The organism is Psychroflexus halocasei, assembly GCF_900107595.1.
Classification (GTDB): Bacteria; Bacteroidota; Bacteroidia; order Flavobacteriales; family Flavobacteriaceae; genus Psychroflexus; species Psychroflexus halocasei.
This window is the reverse complement of record NZ_FNQF01000002.1, coordinates 431,054-448,632: the sequence shown is the minus strand read 5'-3', so window position 1 is coordinate 448,632 and position 17,579 is coordinate 431,054. Positions and strand designations below refer to the sequence as shown.

The following is a 17,579-nucleotide window of genomic DNA, read 5'->3' as shown; positions in this document are numbered from 1 at the left end:
ATTTTCAATTTGAAAGGTTCTGAATAACGTCTAATTACTTTGTCATTTTTGTACATAATGTTTAAAATTATGTAGCCTTTATTCAGGACGGGTCATTTCTACGCGCAACGTTTTGAATTTCCGTAGGCAACTTTTTAACTCTTTTACCTTCCCAAATTTTTTTAGTTTCTTTAGAACCAAAAGATTTTATCATACTATCAACATGCGTTGGTAACGTTAAAGATAAGCATATTTTTTATATTCCAATAAAAATATCAATTACCTAAAAACATAAGTACTTTCTTCACCATCTTTTGTCATAAAAGTGATGAGTAAAGTTTGACTTTTACTTTGATTAATAATTTTTCTGACATCTTCAATAGAGTTGACCTCTTCTTTATTAATTTTCGTAATAATGGATTCAGATATAAACGAATTTTCTAAACGTTTATCAAAAATTTCACTTATACCAACCCCATTTTTTGCGTTTCCAAATTTCTTTAGATCCTTCTTTTCAATATTTTGAACCTCAATACCAATAGATTTTATTAAATAAGTTGAAAGTATATCCAACTGAATTGTTGTTTCTTTGGTTTTGCCACTTCTCAAGTAAGTCACATTTACTTGATCACCTGGATTTCTAGAATTTAAATAACCAGCCATATCTGAAAAACGACGGATTCTGATATTGTCTATTTTTGTAATGATATCATCTTTTTGCAATCCAGCTTTTTCAGCACCGCTGTTTTTAGATACATCTCCAATAAGGAAACCTTGTGAAATTTCAGTTTCTAACTGCTTATAATTTTGTTCGTTAATATCAGTTCCCCTCACACCTAAAACTGCTTTTCTTACACTACCATATTCAATTAAATCTTCAATAATTTTTTTGGCATTATTACTAGGAACTGCAAAAGAATACCCGATAAATGAACCTGTTTGAGAAGTAATAGCCGTGTTAATCCCGATCAATTCTCCTTTGGTGTTCACTAAGGCACCACCAGAGTTCCCTGGATTAACGGCAGCATCAGTTTGAATGAAAGATTGAAATTGATTATCATTATTATTCAAATCTCTCGCTTTAGCACTGATAATACCAGCTGTTACTGTTGAGGTTAAATTAAATGGATTACCGACAGCCAAAACCCATTCGCCAACTCTAATTGAATTAGAATCACCAAACTGTAAATATTTAAGACCATCTCGTTCAATTTTTAATAAAGCAATGTCTGATTCAGGTGCAGTTCCGATAATCTCGGCTGTAAAAGTTTCATTGTCATTTAAAGTCACCTGAACTTCATTAGCGCCTTCAATCACATGATTGTTTGTGACGATGTAACCATCAGGACTCACAATGACCCCAGAGCCTGCACCACGTAATACTTTTTTGGTTTCGCCGCCACCAAATTTATACTCAAAATAACTTGAAGCAGTTCGCATAAGTGTCATGTTTTTAACGTGAACTACTGCATCAACAGTGTTTTCTGCGGCTGCAGTAAAATTATCTGGTGATGCATTATAAGTGTTTGATGAAGTTTGAACCAATGGAATGCTTTCTGAAGACCAGTCAAATGTTGGTTTTTCTTCGTTTTCAGAGGAATCATTATAGATAAAATGGTATGAACCTATACTCAAACCACTTGCAATAATTGCGACTAAAGCTAATTTAAAAGTATCTTTCATTTTCTTTCTTTTTTTTGCTAATTTATTGACTATTCCTCTTTAGTTATTCCCTTTTTAACGCGTTTTTAACCACATAGATAATAGGCATTTATTCTTATCTTTGCAGAATATGAAACTAAACTTTAATAAATATCAAGGCGCGGGCAATGATTTTATCATGATTAACAATCGTGAATCAGTATATGAATTCGATAGCAAATCAGTTCAGTTTTTATGCGATAGACGTTTTGGAATTGGCGCAGATGGACTGATTCTTCTCGAAAATTCAGAGCAAAGTCAAGTTGATTTCAAGATGAAATATTACAATGCAGATGGTTATGAAAGTACGATGTGCGGAAACGGAGGACGTTGTATTGTTGCTTTTGCGAAAAAACTTGGTTTAATAAAAGAATCTTGTGTTTTTGAAGCAATTGATGGTTTGCATGAAGCTTATTTTGAAAAAGATTTAGTTCTGTTAAAAATGTCTGATGTAGGTGAAATTAAGCAAACAGAAGACTTCTTCTATTTAAATACAGGTTCACCGCATCACATTGTTTTTGTTGATGATATTTCTGAAATTGATATCAAAAAGAAAGGAGCTGACATTCGTTATTCCTCAGCTTACGAATCTCAGAACGGAACCAATGTCAATTTTATCCAAAAAAAAGGCAATCAACTTCTTATCAGAACTTATGAGCGTGGCGTTGAAGATGAAACTTTAGCTTGCGGAACAGGTGTTACTGCTACTGCAATTGCTAGTTTTATTAATTATGAGAACCTTAGAAAACCAATAGAAGTTAAAGCAGTAGGCGGAGATTTAAGTGTTGATTTTAATATGAAAAACACTCAAACTTTTGAAGATATTTGGTTAAAAGGTCCAGCTGAATTTGTTTTTAAAGGAGAAATTGAATGTTAGAAAATACAGCTATACATCTAAGAGCTTTAGAGCCTGAAGATCTCGATTTTTTATTTGAAATTGAGAATTTACAGAAGTTTTGGTATCTAAGTGATACGCTTCAACCATATTCAAAAAAGCTTTTAAAAGACTATATTTCTAATGCGCATTTAGATATTTATGAAGCAAAACAATTGCGCTTGGTTGTGAGTTTATCTGATCATACACCAATTGGATTTATTGATTTATACGATTTTAACCCGAAACACAAACGCGCTGGTTTAGGAATTATTATTCATGAAGATTATCAATCTTTAGGTCTCGGTAAATCTGCTTTAAAAATGATGCTTAACTTTGCTTATAATCGTTTAGATTTGCATCAAATTTACGTTTATATTCATCTTGAAAATCAGAAAAGCGTGTCTCTTTTTGAAAATTTAAATTTTCAAAAAGTTGGCGAATTAAAAGATTGGCATTATGAAAACGGCGTTTACACTTCAGTTTTAGTTTATCAAAATATAAGAAATGTACATTAGAAAAATCTTGCTTGCCATAGCCTTAATCGGACTTGTTGTTTTGGGCTATTTTAGTTTCACTATTTATCAACTTATCTTTTCTCCAAATACGAGTTTTGATACTGAAGAACATTCTGTATATATTTCAAAAAAATCAGATTTTTCAGCTGTTGTTGATAGTTTGTCTCCTTATTTAAAAGATGCAGATGCTTTTGTTCAGGTGGCTGAAAAAAAGGCTTATCATCAGAATGTAAAATCAGGTCATTTTATTTTGAAAAAAGGGATGAATAACAATGAAGTCATCAATACTTTAAGAAGTACAAATGTACCAGTCGATATTAATTTTAATAATCAAAATAGCTTAAAAGAGCTATCCGAACGCTTATCAGAACAACTCGATCCAACTCAAGAAGAGATTTATGCTGTCCTCACTGATTCATTGTTTTTAGCTAAAAGAGAAATGACAGAACAACAATCTTTGTCTTTGTATATTCCAAATACTTATGAATTTTACTGGGATAGTTCTCCAGAATTAGTGAGAAAAAGATTAGTCAATCAATATGAATCTTTTTGGACGGCTTCGCGAGAAAAGAAGAGAAAAGCTCTCAATCTTTCCAGAATTGATGTTTCAAGTTTAGCTGCAATTGTTCAGAAGGAGACAGCGAAAGTTGATGAAAGATCAAGAGTTTCAGGTGTTTACATCAATCGATTAAAACGCGGCATGAAATTACAAGCCGATCCGACTTTGATTTATGCGCTTAAAAAACAACTCAATAGACCTGATACAATTATCAAGCGTGTTTTAAATAAAGATAAATTAATTGTTTCTCCATTTAATACATATTTGAATATGGGTGTCCCACCAGCGCCAATTGCAATGCCTGATATTTCATCTATAGATGCAGTCTTAAATTATGAAAAGCATGATTATTTATATTTTGTCGCAGATGTTGAAAATTTCGGTTATCATAAATTCGCTAAAACATTAAGACAGCATAATATTTATGCAAATAAGTATAGACGCTGGGTCAATGAAAATAAAATTTATAGATAAACTGATCAAAAATAAAAGCATTAAAAAAGGTTTTGTAGAAATACAAAACCTTTTTTAATTATGTGTAAAATTAAGCTTTTAGCAATCGCTGAGGCCAACATTAACGGCCAAGCCACCTTCAGAAGTCTCTTTGTATTTTGTATTCATATCTTGAGCGGTTTCCCACATTGTATTAATGACTTTATCAAGCGGAACTTTTGCTTTAGAAGCATCGGATTCCATCGCGATTTCCGCAGCATTGATCGCTTTAATTGCACCCATTGAGTTTCTTTCTATACAAGGCACTTGCACAAGACCAGCGATAGGATCACAGGTTAAACCTAAGTGATGTTCCATCGCAATTTCACTAGCCATCAGAGCTTGTTCAGTTGAGCCACCCATCAAATCAGTCAATGCGCCTGCTGCCATTGCTGAGGAAACGCCAATTTCTGCTTGGCAACCGCCCATTGCTGCTGAAATAGTTGCTCCTTTTTTAAATAAACTTCCAATTTCACCAGCAACTAGCATAAAGCGTTTCATATCTTCAAAATCAGCTTTATGGTTTTCAATCGTCATATAATACATCATTACTGCGGGTAAAGTTCCAGAGCTTCCATTGGTAGGCGCAGTAACAACACGACCTAATGAGGCATTGACTTCATTAACCGAAATAGCAAAACAGCTCACCCATTGTAGAATTTGTCTGAATCTGACTTCTTTTTTTCTGATGGTTTCCATCCATTCTTGAGGCGAATCATAAGTATTGTGCAGTTCCTCTAGTAGTTTTTTATTCATTTTAGCTGCACGTCTTGTGACGCGTAATCCGCCAGGGAGCTCACCTTCTGTATGGCTGCCAATGTACATTGACTCGAGCATGGTTTCCCATATTTTCTTGAGCTCATTGTGTATTTCTTCATCGCTTCTTAGCGAGCGTTCGTTTTCCATGACGATTTCTGCAATTGTTTTGTTTTCTTCTTTGCAGAATTTTTCTAAATCAGTTGCTTTCTCAATTGAAAAAGGAAAACTTTTAAATTCTTCAATTTTTTGCTTCGCGTTTTCTCTTTCTTCTTTAACAACGAAACCTCCACCAATAGAGAAGAAGCTGCTTTCAGTTTTATCACCATTTTCCAAATGTGCAACGTATGTCATTCCATTGGGGTGGAATTCAAGAAAATCATGATGGAACTCTATATCTTTTTTAAAATCAAAATCAATCAGGTTACTTTTGTCAAGATCTAATTTTTTTGAGGATTTAATTTTATCTATTTCAGAATTGATGATGGATGTATCCATCGTCACGGGATCGTGTCCACACAATCCTAAAACGGTTGCAATATCTGTCGCATGTCCAATTCCTGTTAAGGATAATGACCCATGTAAATGTACGCTTATGTTTTTAACTTTGTGAAGGATGTTAGCATCTTTAAGCTCCTCTATCCAGCGTTGAGAAGCACGCCAAGGCCCTAAAGTGTGCGAACTTGAAGGACCAACACCTATTTTAAGCATATCAAAAACACTGATACATTCAATTTTTTTCATTTCAGATTTTTTCAATTTGATTCCTGACAAATATCAGCTTTTTTTATGATTTATTAAACTAAAGCTTGTTAATACCGAGTTTTGCTAAATTCTCAGAGTTTATTTCAATTCAAATTTAAGTTGTTTAAAATAATAGAGTTATCTTTTTGTCAGTTTGTCTGTCATGCTGTCATATTATTTTTCATGGCACAAAGATTGAAATTATGAAACCGAATTTGAATGATAAGAACAACGAAAATAAATTATTATGAGTAAGATTATAGGAATAGATTTAGGAACAACGAACTCTTGTGTTTCTGTAATGGAAGGAAACGAGCCAACGGTGATTCCTAATGCTGAAGGAAAAAGAACAACACCTTCAGTTATCGCATTTGTAGAGGATGGTGAAATTAAAGTTGGTGATCCTGCTAAAAGACAAGCAGTGACTAACCCAACAAAAACGATTTCTTCTATTAAAAGATTTATGGGAAACAAATTCTCTGAATCTGAAAGAGAAGTTGGGCGTGTTCCTTACAAAGTAGTTAAAGGTGAAAACGACACTGCTCGTGTAGATATCGACGGTCGTCAGTATACACCACAGGAACTTTCTGCTATGGTATTGCAGAAAATGAAAAAAACAGCTGAAGATTATTTAGGTCAAGATGTGACTGAAGCGGTGATTACTGTTCCAGCATATTTTAATGATTCTCAGCGTCAGGCAACTAAAGAAGCAGGTGAAATTGCAGGTCTTAAAGTGAGTCGTATTATTAACGAACCAACAGCTGCATCATTAGCTTACGGTCTTGATAAAAAAGATTCTGATCAAAAAATTGCAGTTTTTGACTTTGGTGGAGGAACGCATGATGTTTCTTTACTTGAGTTAGGTGATGGTGTTTTTGAAGTACTTGCAACTGATGGTGACACACACCTTGGTGGTGATGATGTTGATGAAACTGTTATTGATTGGTTAGCTGAGGAGTTTATTAAAGATGAAGATATCGATTTAAGAAAAGATGCAATGGCACTTCAGCGCTTAAAAGAAGCTGCTGAAAAAGCTAAGATTGAATTATCTTCTTCAAGCTCAACAGAAATTAATTTACCATACGTGACTGCAACGTCTTCAGGACCAAAGCACTTGGTAAGAACTTTATCAAGAGCAAAGTTTGAGCAATTAATTGCTGATTTAGTGAAGAGAACAATTGTTCCTTGTGAGAAAACTTTAAAAGATGCTGGTTTATCAACTAGCGATATCGATGAAGTCATTTTAGTCGGTGGTTCTACAAGAATTCCTGCAGTTCAGAAAGCTGTTGAAGATTTCTTTGGTAAAGCGCCTTCAAAAGGAGTTAACCCAGATGAGGTTGTAGCGATTGGTGCTGCAATTCAAGGTGGTGTTTTAACAGGTGATGTGAAAGATGTTTTACTTCTTGATGTGACACCATTATCATTAGGTATTGAAACAATGGGTGGTGTAAACACAAAATTAATTGAAGCGAACACAACAATTCCTTCAAAAAAATCTCAGGTTTTCTCAACTGCTCAAGATAATCAGCCAAGTGTTGAAATTCACGTTTTACAAGGTGAAAGATCAATGGCTGCTGATAACAAAACAATCGGTCGTTTTCACTTAGATGGTATTCCGCCAGCAAAAAGAGGAACACCGCAAATTGAGGTGACTTTTGATATTGATGCAAACGGAATTATCAAAGTGAGTGCAACTGATAAAGCAACAGGTAAATCTCAGGATATTAGAATTGAAGCTTCTTCAGGATTAACTGAAGATGAAATCGCTAAAATGAAGCAAGATGCTGAAGCAAATGCTGAAGCAGATGCAAAAGCTAAAGAAAAAGTTGACAAACTTAATGAAGCTGATGCTATGATCTTCCAAACTGAAAGTCAATTAAAAGAGTTTGGTGATAAGCTTTCTGATGATAAGAAAAAGCCAGTTGAAGATGCTTTAGAAGAATTGAAAAAAGCGCATGAAACAAAAGAGCTTGATCAAATTACGCCAGCTTTAGAAAAACTTAATGAAGAGTGGACTAAAGTTTCTGAAGAGATGTATAAAGCTCAAGCTGATGCTCAAGGTGGCGCTCAACAAGGTGCAACTGGAGCTCAGGGTGAAGGAAGTGCAAGTAAAGAAGGAGACGACGTCGAAGATGTCGACTTTGAAGAAGTGAAGTAACTTATTTCGCTTTATAAATAAAGTAAAGAGGTGCAGCATTTATTTGTTGTGCCTCTTTTCATTTCAAGATGTTTTTGCTTTCAATTCAAACTTATCGCTCTAAAACAATATTTTAATTACTTTTGTTTTTAAGAATTATTATACCGAAGATTGATGAGCCAAAAAGTATTGCTTCACGCCAAAGAAATCGATATTATTTTAAATCGTTTAGCTTGTCAGCTTATCGAAAATCATAAAGATTTTAAAGAAACTTGTTTGATTGGACTTCAACCTAGAGGTATACAATTGACGCATCGATTAGCAGAAATTCTCAAATTGGAGACAGAAATTGACTTTTTGGAAGTTGGTAAACTTGATCTGACTTTTTATCGTGATGACTTTAGAAGAAGTGATAAAACCTTAACTGCAAATACAACAGAAATTGATTTTATCGTTGAGAATAAAAATGTTGTTTTTATTGATGATGTTCTTTACACAGGAAGAAGCATTCGAGCAGCTTTAACGGCAATTCAATCTTACGGAAGACCAAAATCAATAGAGCTTTTAACTTTAATCGATAGAAGATTTAGCCGACATTTACCAATACAAGCGACTTATAAAGGTCGAAAAGTTGATGCGATTGATGACGAGAAAGTGAAAGTCCATTGGAAAGAAATTCATGATGAAGATGCTGTTTATTTAGTAAAGAATTAAAGATATGAGCGAGCTAAGTGTAAATCATTTATTAGGGATTAAATATATTACTGAAGAAGATATTCAGCTCATTTTCAAAACTGCTGATCAATTCAAAGAAGTGATTAACCGACCTATTAAAAAGGTTCCTTCTTTAAGAGATATCACAATCGCTAATTTATTTTTTGAAAACAGTACACGAACACGTTTATCCTTTGAACTGGCCGAAAAGCGATTAAGCGCTGATGTTGTCAATTTCTCAGCGGCTTCATCTTCAGTTAATAAAGGAGAAACCCTCGTTGATACAGTCAATAATATTTTATCGATGAAGGTTGATATGTTAGTAATGCGACACCCACAACCTGGTGCTGGCGTTTTCTTGTCTCGAAAAATAAATGCAGCTGTTATTAATGCTGGTGACGGAACGCATGAGCATCCAACACAAGGACTTTTGGATACATACTCAGCCCGAGAAAAACATGGTGATTTAGCTGGTAAAAAAGTTGTTATTGTCGGCGATATTTCACACTCAAGAGTTGCTTTAAGCAATATTTTTGCCTTACAAAAGCTTGGCGCTCAAGTGAAGGTTTGTGGCCCACTTTCTTTAATTCCAAAGCATATAGAAAGCTTGGGTGTTAAAGTTGAACCAAATTTACGTAAAGCATTAGAATGGTGCGATATTGCAAATATGTTGCGCGTTCAAAATGAACGAATGGACATGCCTTATTTTCCTAATATTAGAGAATATGTGCAGCAATATGGTTTAGATAAAAGTTTACTTGATAGTTTGTCTAAAGAAATTACAATTATGCACCCAGGGCCGATAAATCGTGGTGTTGAAATGTCAAGTGATGTTGCTGATTCTGATCATTCAATCATCTTGAACCAAGTTGAAAATGGAGTTGCCATCCGCATGGCTGTATTGTATTTATTAGCTTCAAAAATCAAATCTTATGAAAATTAAAAAAGAAGAAAACGCATATATTGTTTCATTAAAAAAAAGTGAGGTTAAGCAAGCTGTTGAAAACCTTAAAGCTGATTATGAGGAGCTAAAGGACAAACATATTATTGTTGATTTGTCAAAAATAAAAATCAATGAAGCTTTAGATTTAATTCCTTTTATTGAAATATCAACACAACACAAAATGTCTAAAAAATCTTTTGTGATGTTGACAGATTCTGTTGATATTGATAAAGTTCCTGAAGAACTTGCAGTTGCACCAACGGTTCAAGAGGCTTACGATATTATTGAGATGGAAGATATTGAACGTGATTTAGGTTTTTAATACATGATGGAACTTTGTATTTTAGGCTGTCATTCGGCAACACCCAAAGCTTCTTTAAATCCAACTTCTCAAGTTTTAGAAGTTAACGGTGAAGTTTTTTTGATTGATTGTGGAGAAGGCACACAAGTGCAATTGCGCCGAAATAGAATTCGATTTTCTAGAATAAAACATATCTTCATTTCTCATCTTCATGGTGATCATTGTTTTGGCTTAATCGGTTTAATATCCACATTTGGTCTGCTTAATCGTCAACCTAATTTGAACATTTATGGACCTAAAGGGATTGAGAACTTCATTAAACATCAATTGGCTTTAACCAAAACGCATCTATCTTATCAATTAATTTTTCATGAATTAGAATCTGAAGAACCTAAGAAAATTTTAGAAACAGAGAAAGTTTGTGTTGAAACCATTCCACTCCAACATCGAATTTATACCAATGGATTTTTATTTAAAGAAAAACCTGGAGATCGACAGTTGTTATTAGATGTTTTGCAAGAGCTTTCCATTGATAAAGCTTATTACAAAAGTATCGTTAAAGGTAAAGATGTTGAATTAGCTTCAGGGGAAGTTATCAAAAATGAAGAACTGACTTTACCTCCAAAAAAAACTTTGAGTTATGCTTTTTGTAGTGATACAGCATTTAAACCAGATATTGTTGAACAAATACAGGGTGTTGACGTTTTGTATCATGAGGCGACTTTCCTTGAGCAGCATGAAGACTTAGCCTATAAAACCATGCATTCAACAGCTAGACAAGCTGGAATCATTGCTCAAAAAGCAAAAGTTGGCGAACTTATTTTAGGTCATTTTTCTGCAAGATATCGTGATACAGAAGATTTTAAAAAAGAATCAGAAACTGTTTTTGATTCTGTTAAATTGGCTTCTTCAGGGAAGAAATTTACCTACCATTTAGCATAATTTTTAAAGTCATTATATGGCAATTTCATTTGCAATGTGTACTTTTATTGCAAACGAATTAAAATGCAAAGTAATTTAAACAATTACAGAAAAACATATAGCAGATCTGAATTGACACGTGAACAATTGGATGAAAATCCGATGCAGCAATTCAGGACTTGGTTTCATGAAGTTGATGACTCCGAAAGCATTGATGAGGCCAATGCAATGACAATTTCTAGCTTAAGTGAAGATGGTTATCCTAAGAGCAGAATTGTTCTCTTAAAATCATATGATGAGTATGGTTTTGTTTTTTACACAAATTATGATAGTGAAAAAGGCAAAGCTTTAATCAAATACCCTAAAGCTTGTCTCTCTTTTTTTTGGCCTAGTTTTGAACGCCAAGTGATTATAAAAGGAAATGTTGAAAAGGTTTCTAAGCAAGTTTCAGAAAATTATTTTTCTTCTCGTCCAAAAGGAAGCCAACTAGGCGCTTTGGTTTCTCCTCAAAGTGAAGTCGTTGAAAATAGAGAAGTTTTAGAGCAGAGACTGAATGAACTCGAAGAAATTTACAAAAATAAACAAGTTGAAAAACCTGATAATTGGGGAGGGTTTTTAGTCAAACCTAAATCGATTGAATTTTGGCAAGGTAGACCAAATCGTCTTCATGATAGGTTTTTATTCACTTTGCAAGAAGATTTTAACTGGAAAATAGAAAGATTAGCACCATGATGAAAACAAAACGCCTAGTCATCATTAGACACGGGAAATCATCATGGAAAAATGATGAATTAGAAGATATTAAAAGGCCGCTTAAAGAAAGGGCTTATAAAGATGCAGAGTTGGTTTCAAATGCATATAAAGCTAGTTCAATACATAGTTTTACTGCATTTACAAGTCCTGCTGTTCGTGCTCATGAAACAGCTAAACTTGTCACTGATCATCTTGACAATCAAATCAAAAGTTTAAAAGTTGATGGTCAGCTGTATACTTTTTCACCATCTATACTCTTAGATTTCATAGCCAATTTATCAGACAATATTAACAACGTTATGCTTTTTGGACATAATCCTGCAATAACTGATGTCGTCAATCAATTGGGATCTGAATATTTTCAGAATGTACCAACTACTGGTTTAGTAGAAATACAATTTAACGAATCAAGTTGGTCAGAGATAGATAAAGGCACTACACAGCTTTACTTGTTCCCTAAAAATTTACGATAAATGACAAGAAAAAAATACATAAATCGAGAGATTAGTTGGTTGCATTTTAATGCTCGAGTTCTACAAGAAGCTGCCGACAAAAGTGTTCCATTAATTGAAAGACTTAGGTTTTTAGGAATTTTTTCTAATAATCTTGATGAATTTTTTAAAGTCAGATATGCGACTGTTAAGAGAATCAATCAAGCCGGTAAAAGCGGAAAAAAAGCTTTGGGAGGATTTAAAGCAGGGAAGCTCTTAAATGAAATAACAGAGATTGTTATAGAAAGACAAGCAGAAAGTTTGAGAATATTAAGTGAAATTAGACAAGAGCTAAAAAAACAAAAAATTTCAATCATTAACGAAAATGAAGTTGAGGATCATCAAATAGATTTTATCAAAGATTACTTTCTTCAAAAAGTAAGTCCTGCCTTAGTCACAATCATGTTAAATGTAGTAGAAACAGTGCCACACCTTAAAGATTCTAAAGCCTATTTAGCTGTTAAAATGAAGGAGAAGGTGCAAGGAGAGATCATCAATAAATATATTCTGATTGAAATCCCGACCAATATTAGCCGTTTTGTAGAACTACCTTCTCAAAACGATCAAAAATATATCATGCTCATCGATGATTTAATTCGATACAATCTCGATGTGATTTTTAATATTTTCGATTATCAATCTATTTCTGCGCACATGGTGAAAATCACACGTGACGCATCATTGGAAATGGAACGCGATTTAAACAAAAGTTATTTTAAGAAAATTATTGATAGTGTCAAAGATCGTATTGACGGCGATCCAGTAAGATTTGTCTATGATGAAGAAATCGAACAAGATACTTTAGATTTTCTCCTTCAGAAAATGGGCATCGATAACACTGATAGCCTGATTCCTGGTGGTCGTTATCACAACAGGCGAGATTATATGGCATTTCCTGATTTGGGAGCTAAGCATTTGTTGTATGATAAAATTGAAGCTCTTCCAGTGAAAGGCTTAAATATGCAAGGGAGTTTGTTGTCAAAACTGAAGCATAAAGACTTTATACAATTTACGCCTTATCATACATTTTCATACACCGTCAAGTTTTTAAGAGAAGCTGCTTTAGATCCAAAAGTGAAAGCGATTAAAATTACAATTTATCGTTTGGCTGAGGTTTCTCATATAGCAAGTTCCTTAATTAATGCCGCAAAAAATGGAAAGAAAGTCACCGTATCTATTGAACTCCAAGCCAGATTTGATGAGGTTAATAACATCAAATATGCTGAAAAAATGGAACGTGAAGGCGTTAAATTAATCTTTGGTGTTGTCGGACTTAAAGTTCACGCAAAAACCTGTGTCATTGATCGTTTGGAGGATAAAAAGGTGAGGAAATATGGATTTATCAGTACTGGAAATTTCAATGAGATAACAGCTAAAGTTTATACAGATTACACACTTTTCACTTCACATCAAGGAATTTTAAAAGACATTAAAAAAGTTTTTGATTTCTTTGAAGTCAATTACAAAATAAAAAAATACAAGCACTTAATTGTTTCTCCACATTATTCGAGAGAAAGATTTATAGAATTAATCGATCAAGAAATCGATAATCATAAAGCAGGTTTGAAATCTAAGATTCGATTGAAAATGAATAGTTTTTCAGATTATAAAATGATTGAAAAACTTTACGAAGCGAGTCAAGCAGGTGTGAAAATTGATTTGATTGTTAGAGGGATTTGTTGCTTGAGAGCTCAAGTTGAAGGTTTAAGTGAAAATATCCACGTCATTAGTATCGTTGATAAATTTTTAGAGCATACGCGTTTGTTTTATTTTGAAAATGCTGGAGACTCAAAAGTTTTTATATCCTCAGCAGATTGGATGACAAGAAATCTCGACAATCGTGTTGAGGTCACCTGCCCAATTTATGATGAAGATATAAAAGCAGAATTGATGGATACTTTTGATATCAGTTGGAGTGATAATGTTAAAGCCAGAGATATCACAAATGCGAGTCCGTTGAATGAGTACAGAAGACAAGGCGGTAAAGCCATAAGAAGTCAGTTTGAAATTTATAATTATTATTTAAAAAAATTAGAAGAGTAGATGCTTTCTATCAAAAAATATGCAGCCATCGATATTGGCTCAAATGCAGTGAGATTACTTATTGCTACAATTACAGAAGTTGAGAATAAACCGACAAACTTTAAAAAAACATCTTTAATTAGAGTTCCTATTCGTTTAGGGCAAGATGTTTTTACTGAAGGGCGTATCTCTGAAACCAATTGTCAAAGAATGTTGACAGCGATGGATGCTTTTAAGAACTTAATGAAGTGTCATAATATTGAAAAGTATAGAGCTTGTGCAACTTCAGCCATGCGAGATGCTGAAAATAATGAACTCCTGGTTGATAAGATCAAAGATAAAACGGGTATCTCGATAAATATTATCGATGGTAAAGATGAGGCCGCCATTATTGCAGCTACAGATTTATATAGCATGATTGATGATCACAAAACTTATTTGTATGTTGATGTTGGTGGTGGAAGTACTGAGTTCACCCTTTTTTCGAAAGGAAAAACAGTGACCTCTAAATCTTTTAAATTAGGAACAGTCCGGTTATTAAATGATACAGTTGCTGAGCAGGTTTGGGATGATGCGAAAAATTGGATTAAAGAAAAGGCAAAATCTTATGATAAAATCCAGATGATTGGTTCTGGAGGTAATATCAATAATATTTTCAAATCAAGTGGGAAGAAAGCAGGAAAACCTTTGTCATATTTATACTTAACGTCTTATTATCAACTTTTAAAATCACTGACTTACGAAGAAAGAATAGCTCAACTCAATCTTAATCAAGATAGAGCAGATGTCATTATTCCTGCAGCTGAAATATATCTTTCTGCGATGAAATGGGTTGGTGCACGCTCGATACTTGTGCCTAAAATTGGTTTATCAGATGGTATTATAAAATCACTTTATCATCAAGAAACTTCTGCTTCTGAAAATTCTTGAGGAACTTCTTTTTTAACGTGATTTTCAATATGATTTGCGATGTATTCTGCGTCTTCTTTAACGCCGCCTAAAGTTGCTGAAGCTCTTGTGTGAAGCCATGGTAAGCCTATAAAATAAAGACCTTTCATGTGACTCACGCCGCGTTCATGTTTTGGGTAAGCATTTTTATCCAACTCCAAACCTTTGATCCATTCAAAATTTGGACGGTAACCAGTTGCCCAAATAATATTTTTGACATTTTTTATATCTTTTTTTTCTGCTTCTATAAGATTATCATCTGCATTCTGAGTAAAACCAACACATTCTACATTTTCTCTTGAAATAATTTCCTTAACATCTGTGCCAATGATGGGTTGTCTTGAATTGATGATTTTTTGGCCTAACCAAGATTCCTTACTGATGCTTAAAAATCCTGTTTTTGTAAACCACCACCATAGTGTTTTTCCTAAAAACTCTTGTGGTAAAGTTTGTACTGAAGTGTTTCCTGAAAAGTAAACTGTTTTTGTTGTTGACTTTGAAATTTCATTTAATATCTGAAACCCAGAATCTCCATCACCAACAACTAAAGATTTCCCATCTTGAAGCTGATCAGGATTTTCATAATAATTACTGTGCAATTGCACGACTTCATCACTGATTTTTTCTGCAAATCTTGGTGTGTAAGGAATGTGAAAAGGACCAGTCGCAACAATTAAGTTTCTCGCCATTGTTTTCCCTTGAGAATGGGAAATTTCAAAAATATCCTTTTCTTTTTTGACCTCGGTCACAAGTGTGTTGAGCTGAATTGGAAAGTTGAAATGCTTGACGTACTTCTTGAAATAATCTGCAACTTCGTATTTATTTGGATAACTTCCATTTGGTGCGGGAAACTCGAAACCTTTTAGGTTGTTAAATTCAGCTGGTGTGAATAACTTGAGCGAATCCCAACGGTTAAGCCACGACGCACCAATCTCTTTTTCTTTATCTAAAATTAAGAATGTATATCCGCGTTGTTTTAATTCGTAAGCAATAGAAAGTCCTGCTTGGGCAGCCCCAATAATCACAAAGTTCAGCATATATTATTTAATGGTTATCGCTGAAAGATACGAAAAAAAGATTTTATCACTTAATTCAGTGCATTCATGATAACTTTTGCATGAATACGTGAATTTTCAATAAACCATTTATGTGTTTCCATTCCTCCACAAATAACACCTGCTAAGTAAATGCCATCAACGTTTGTTTGCATCGTTTGCTGATTATAAATCGGCTTTCTTAACTGATCTTCACTGAGCTCAACGCCTAATTTTTTAAGGAAAGAAAAGTTAGGTTGATAACCCGTTAAAGCTAAAACAAAGTCGTTCGGTATAGACTGTATTTTTCCGTAACTGTCTTTAAAATGAAGTTTATTTTTTTCTACTTTTATGATTTCAGATTCAAAATAAGCTTTAATACTTCCTTCGTTAATTCTGTTCATCATGTCTGGTCGAACCCAATATTTAACGCGTTCACCAATATCTTTTCCTCTTACAATCATGGTGACATTGCCGCCTTTTCTGTAAATTTCTAAAGCTGCATCAACAGAAGAATTGCTCGCGCCAACAACAACGACATCTTGCGTTGCATAATAGTGCGGATCTTTATAATAATGTGTCACTTTTGGTAAATCTTCACCTTCAACGTTTAGTTTATTCGGGATGTCATAAAAGCCTGTGGCGACAACAATGTTTTTCGTATAATAAGTGTCTTTATCACTTTTAATTTCAAAATGCTCATCAGTTTTTTCAACCTTTTCAACTTTTTCAAAAAGCTTGATATTCACTTGATTTGAAGTGGCGACTCGTCTGTAATATTCTAAAGCTTCTTGCTTTGTCGGCTTAGGGTTTTTACTGATAAAAGGAATGTTGTCAAGTTCCAACTTTTCTGAAGTTGAAAAGAAAGTCATGTTTTCAGGATAGTGATAAAGCGAATTGACGAGCGTTCCTTTTTCAATAATGATGTATGATAAATTTTTCTTTTTTGCTTCTAAAGCACAAGCAATCCCGATGGGACCTCCACCAATAATCAATACATCGTAAGTCATAATATTTTAATTTATCAAAGAATTTAAATTAGCAATAGTTTGCGTCGGATTTTCCGATTTGAATACAAAACTACCTGCTACAAGTATATCAGCACCTGCTGTTATTAAATCTTTAGCATTTTTATCAGTCACGCCACCGTCGATTTGGATTCTTGTCGAGGCGCCTTTTTCTTCAATAATCTTTTTAAGATCACGGATTTTATCATAAGTATTTTCTATAAAGTGCTGACCACCAAATCCAGGATTAACACTCATAATGCAAACCATATCAATCTCCGTAATTGTATCGCGAAGCAACTCAACATTTGTATGCGGATTAATCGCCACACCAGCTTTCATGTCTTTAAATTTAATCGCCTGCAAATTTCTATGTAAATGCGTGCAAGCTTCGTAATGAATGGTTAGCATGTTTGCACCAAGTTTAGCAAATTCATCAATGTAGCGTTCAGGCTCAACAATCATTAAGTGAACATCAAGAAACTTGCTGGTATGCTTTTGTATCGCTTTTAAAACAGGCATTCCAAAAGAAATATTTGGTACAAAAACACCATCCATAATATCGATATGAAGCCATTCAGCCTGGCTTCTGTTAACGAGTTCTACATCGCGTTGAAGGTTTGCAAAATCAGCAGCAAGAATAGACGGAGCAATTATTTTGGTATCCATAATTTTATATTAATTT

17 protein-coding genes are annotated in these 17,579 nt (G+C 33.8%); 12 read left to right on the top strand and 5 right to left on the bottom strand.

The window, feature by feature from the left end; genetic code table 11:
- Positions 1-258: 258 nt before the first annotated feature.
- A complete protein-coding gene (locus BLV84_RS04085) occupies positions 259-1,662 on the bottom strand; it encodes a trypsin-like peptidase domain-containing protein (RefSeq protein WP_093239937.1) in 1,404 nt (467 codons plus the stop codon).
- 109 nt (positions 1,663-1,771) lie between these two features.
- Here BLV84_RS04085 and dapF point away from each other — a divergent pair, with 109 nt between their 5' ends.
- Genes dapF through mltG form a run of 3 tightly spaced genes read left to right on the top strand, consistent with a single transcriptional unit; the run spans position 1,772 to position 4,105 of the window.
- A complete protein-coding gene (gene dapF / locus BLV84_RS04080; RefSeq protein ID WP_093239933.1) occupies positions 1,772-2,557 on the top strand; it encodes a diaminopimelate epimerase in 786 nt (261 codons plus the stop codon).
- On the top strand, positions 2,551-3,072 hold the full coding sequence (locus BLV84_RS04075; protein WP_093239929.1) for a GNAT family N-acetyltransferase: 522 nt from the start codon (positions 2,551-2,553) through the stop codon (positions 3,070-3,072). The genes dapF and BLV84_RS04075 overlap by 7 nt, the downstream gene beginning before the upstream one ends.
- Complete coding sequence (gene mltG, locus BLV84_RS04070) at positions 3,062-4,105, top strand: endolytic transglycosylase MltG (RefSeq protein WP_093239925.1); 1,044 nt, start codon at positions 3,062-3,064, stop codon at positions 4,103-4,105. Before BLV84_RS04075 ends, mltG begins: the two co-directional genes overlap by 11 nt.
- A 78-nt stretch (positions 4,106-4,183) precedes the next feature.
- Here the strand turns inward: mltG and BLV84_RS04065 are convergent, their stop codons facing one another.
- Positions 4,184-5,623, bottom strand: a complete 1,440-nt coding sequence (locus BLV84_RS04065) for an L-serine ammonia-lyase (RefSeq protein ID WP_093240046.1) — start codon at positions 5,621-5,623, stop codon at positions 4,184-4,186.
- A gap of 247 nt (positions 5,624-5,870) precedes the next feature.
- Here BLV84_RS04065 and dnaK point away from each other — a divergent pair, with 247 nt between their 5' ends.
- The 9 genes from dnaK (at position 5,871) to BLV84_RS04020 (ending at position 14,835) form a co-directional block, all read left to right on the top strand.
- Complete coding sequence (gene dnaK, locus BLV84_RS04060) at positions 5,871-7,781, top strand: molecular chaperone DnaK (RefSeq protein WP_093239921.1); 1,911 nt, start codon at positions 5,871-5,873, stop codon at positions 7,779-7,781.
- 153 nt (positions 7,782-7,934) lie between these two features.
- Positions 7,935-8,474 carry a bifunctional pyr operon transcriptional regulator/uracil phosphoribosyltransferase PyrR gene (pyrR, locus tag BLV84_RS04055; protein ID WP_093239916.1) on the top strand — a complete coding sequence of 180 codons (540 nt, stop codon included), beginning with the start codon at positions 7,935-7,937 and terminating at the stop codon, positions 8,472-8,474.
- Between the two features lie 4 nt (positions 8,475-8,478).
- Positions 8,479-9,417: an aspartate carbamoyltransferase catalytic subunit gene (locus BLV84_RS04050; RefSeq protein WP_093239913.1), complete on the top strand. Its 939-nt coding sequence runs from the start codon at positions 8,479-8,481 to the stop codon at positions 9,415-9,417.
- Positions 9,407-9,739: a ribonuclease Z gene (locus BLV84_RS04045; protein ID WP_093239909.1), complete on the top strand. Its 333-nt coding sequence runs from the start codon at positions 9,407-9,409 to the stop codon at positions 9,737-9,739. The genes BLV84_RS04050 and BLV84_RS04045 overlap by 11 nt, the downstream gene beginning before the upstream one ends.
- 6 nt (positions 9,740-9,745) lie before the next feature.
- On the top strand, positions 9,746-10,660 hold the full coding sequence (locus tag BLV84_RS04040) for a ribonuclease Z (RefSeq protein WP_093240042.1): 915 nt from the start codon (positions 9,746-9,748) through the stop codon (positions 10,658-10,660).
- Between the two features lie 63 nt (positions 10,661-10,723).
- Complete coding sequence (gene pdxH, locus BLV84_RS04035; RefSeq protein WP_093239905.1) at positions 10,724-11,371, top strand: pyridoxamine 5'-phosphate oxidase; 648 nt, start codon at positions 10,724-10,726, stop codon at positions 11,369-11,371.
- Entirely contained in the window at positions 11,368-11,865 is a 498-nt protein-coding gene (locus tag BLV84_RS04030) for a SixA phosphatase family protein (RefSeq protein ID WP_234953088.1), read from the top strand. The genes pdxH and BLV84_RS04030 overlap by 4 nt, the downstream gene beginning before the upstream one ends.
- Positions 11,866-13,926 (top strand): polyphosphate kinase 1, encoded by a 2,061-nt coding sequence (ppk1, locus tag BLV84_RS04025; RefSeq protein ID WP_093239900.1) that lies wholly within the window; start codon positions 11,866-11,868, stop codon positions 13,924-13,926. It abuts the gene before it with no gap.
- Positions 13,927-14,835, top strand: coding sequence for a Ppx/GppA phosphatase family protein (locus tag BLV84_RS04020; RefSeq protein ID WP_093239895.1), 909 nt, complete (start codon positions 13,927-13,929; stop codon positions 14,833-14,835).
- Here the strand turns inward: BLV84_RS04020 and BLV84_RS04015 are convergent.
- From BLV84_RS04015 to rpe, 3 genes are read right to left on the bottom strand one after another with little or no spacing between them, the layout of a single operon-like run.
- Complete coding sequence (locus BLV84_RS04015; RefSeq protein ID WP_093239890.1) at positions 14,805-15,890, bottom strand: flavin-containing monooxygenase; 1,086 nt, start codon at positions 15,888-15,890, stop codon at positions 14,805-14,807. The two genes, BLV84_RS04020 and BLV84_RS04015, sit on opposite strands and share 31 nt — an antisense overlap.
- Positions 15,891-15,940: 50 nt before the next feature.
- The gene (locus BLV84_RS04010) at positions 15,941-16,897 is read right to left on the bottom strand and encodes a YpdA family putative bacillithiol disulfide reductase (protein WP_093239885.1); all 957 of its coding nucleotides are present in this window, start codon (positions 16,895-16,897) and stop codon (positions 15,941-15,943) included.
- A gap of 6 nt (positions 16,898-16,903) precedes the next feature.
- On the bottom strand, positions 16,904-17,563 hold the full coding sequence (rpe, locus tag BLV84_RS04005; RefSeq protein ID WP_093239881.1) for a ribulose-phosphate 3-epimerase: 660 nt from the start codon (positions 17,561-17,563) through the stop codon (positions 16,904-16,906).
- Positions 17,564-17,579: the final 16 nt, after the last annotated feature.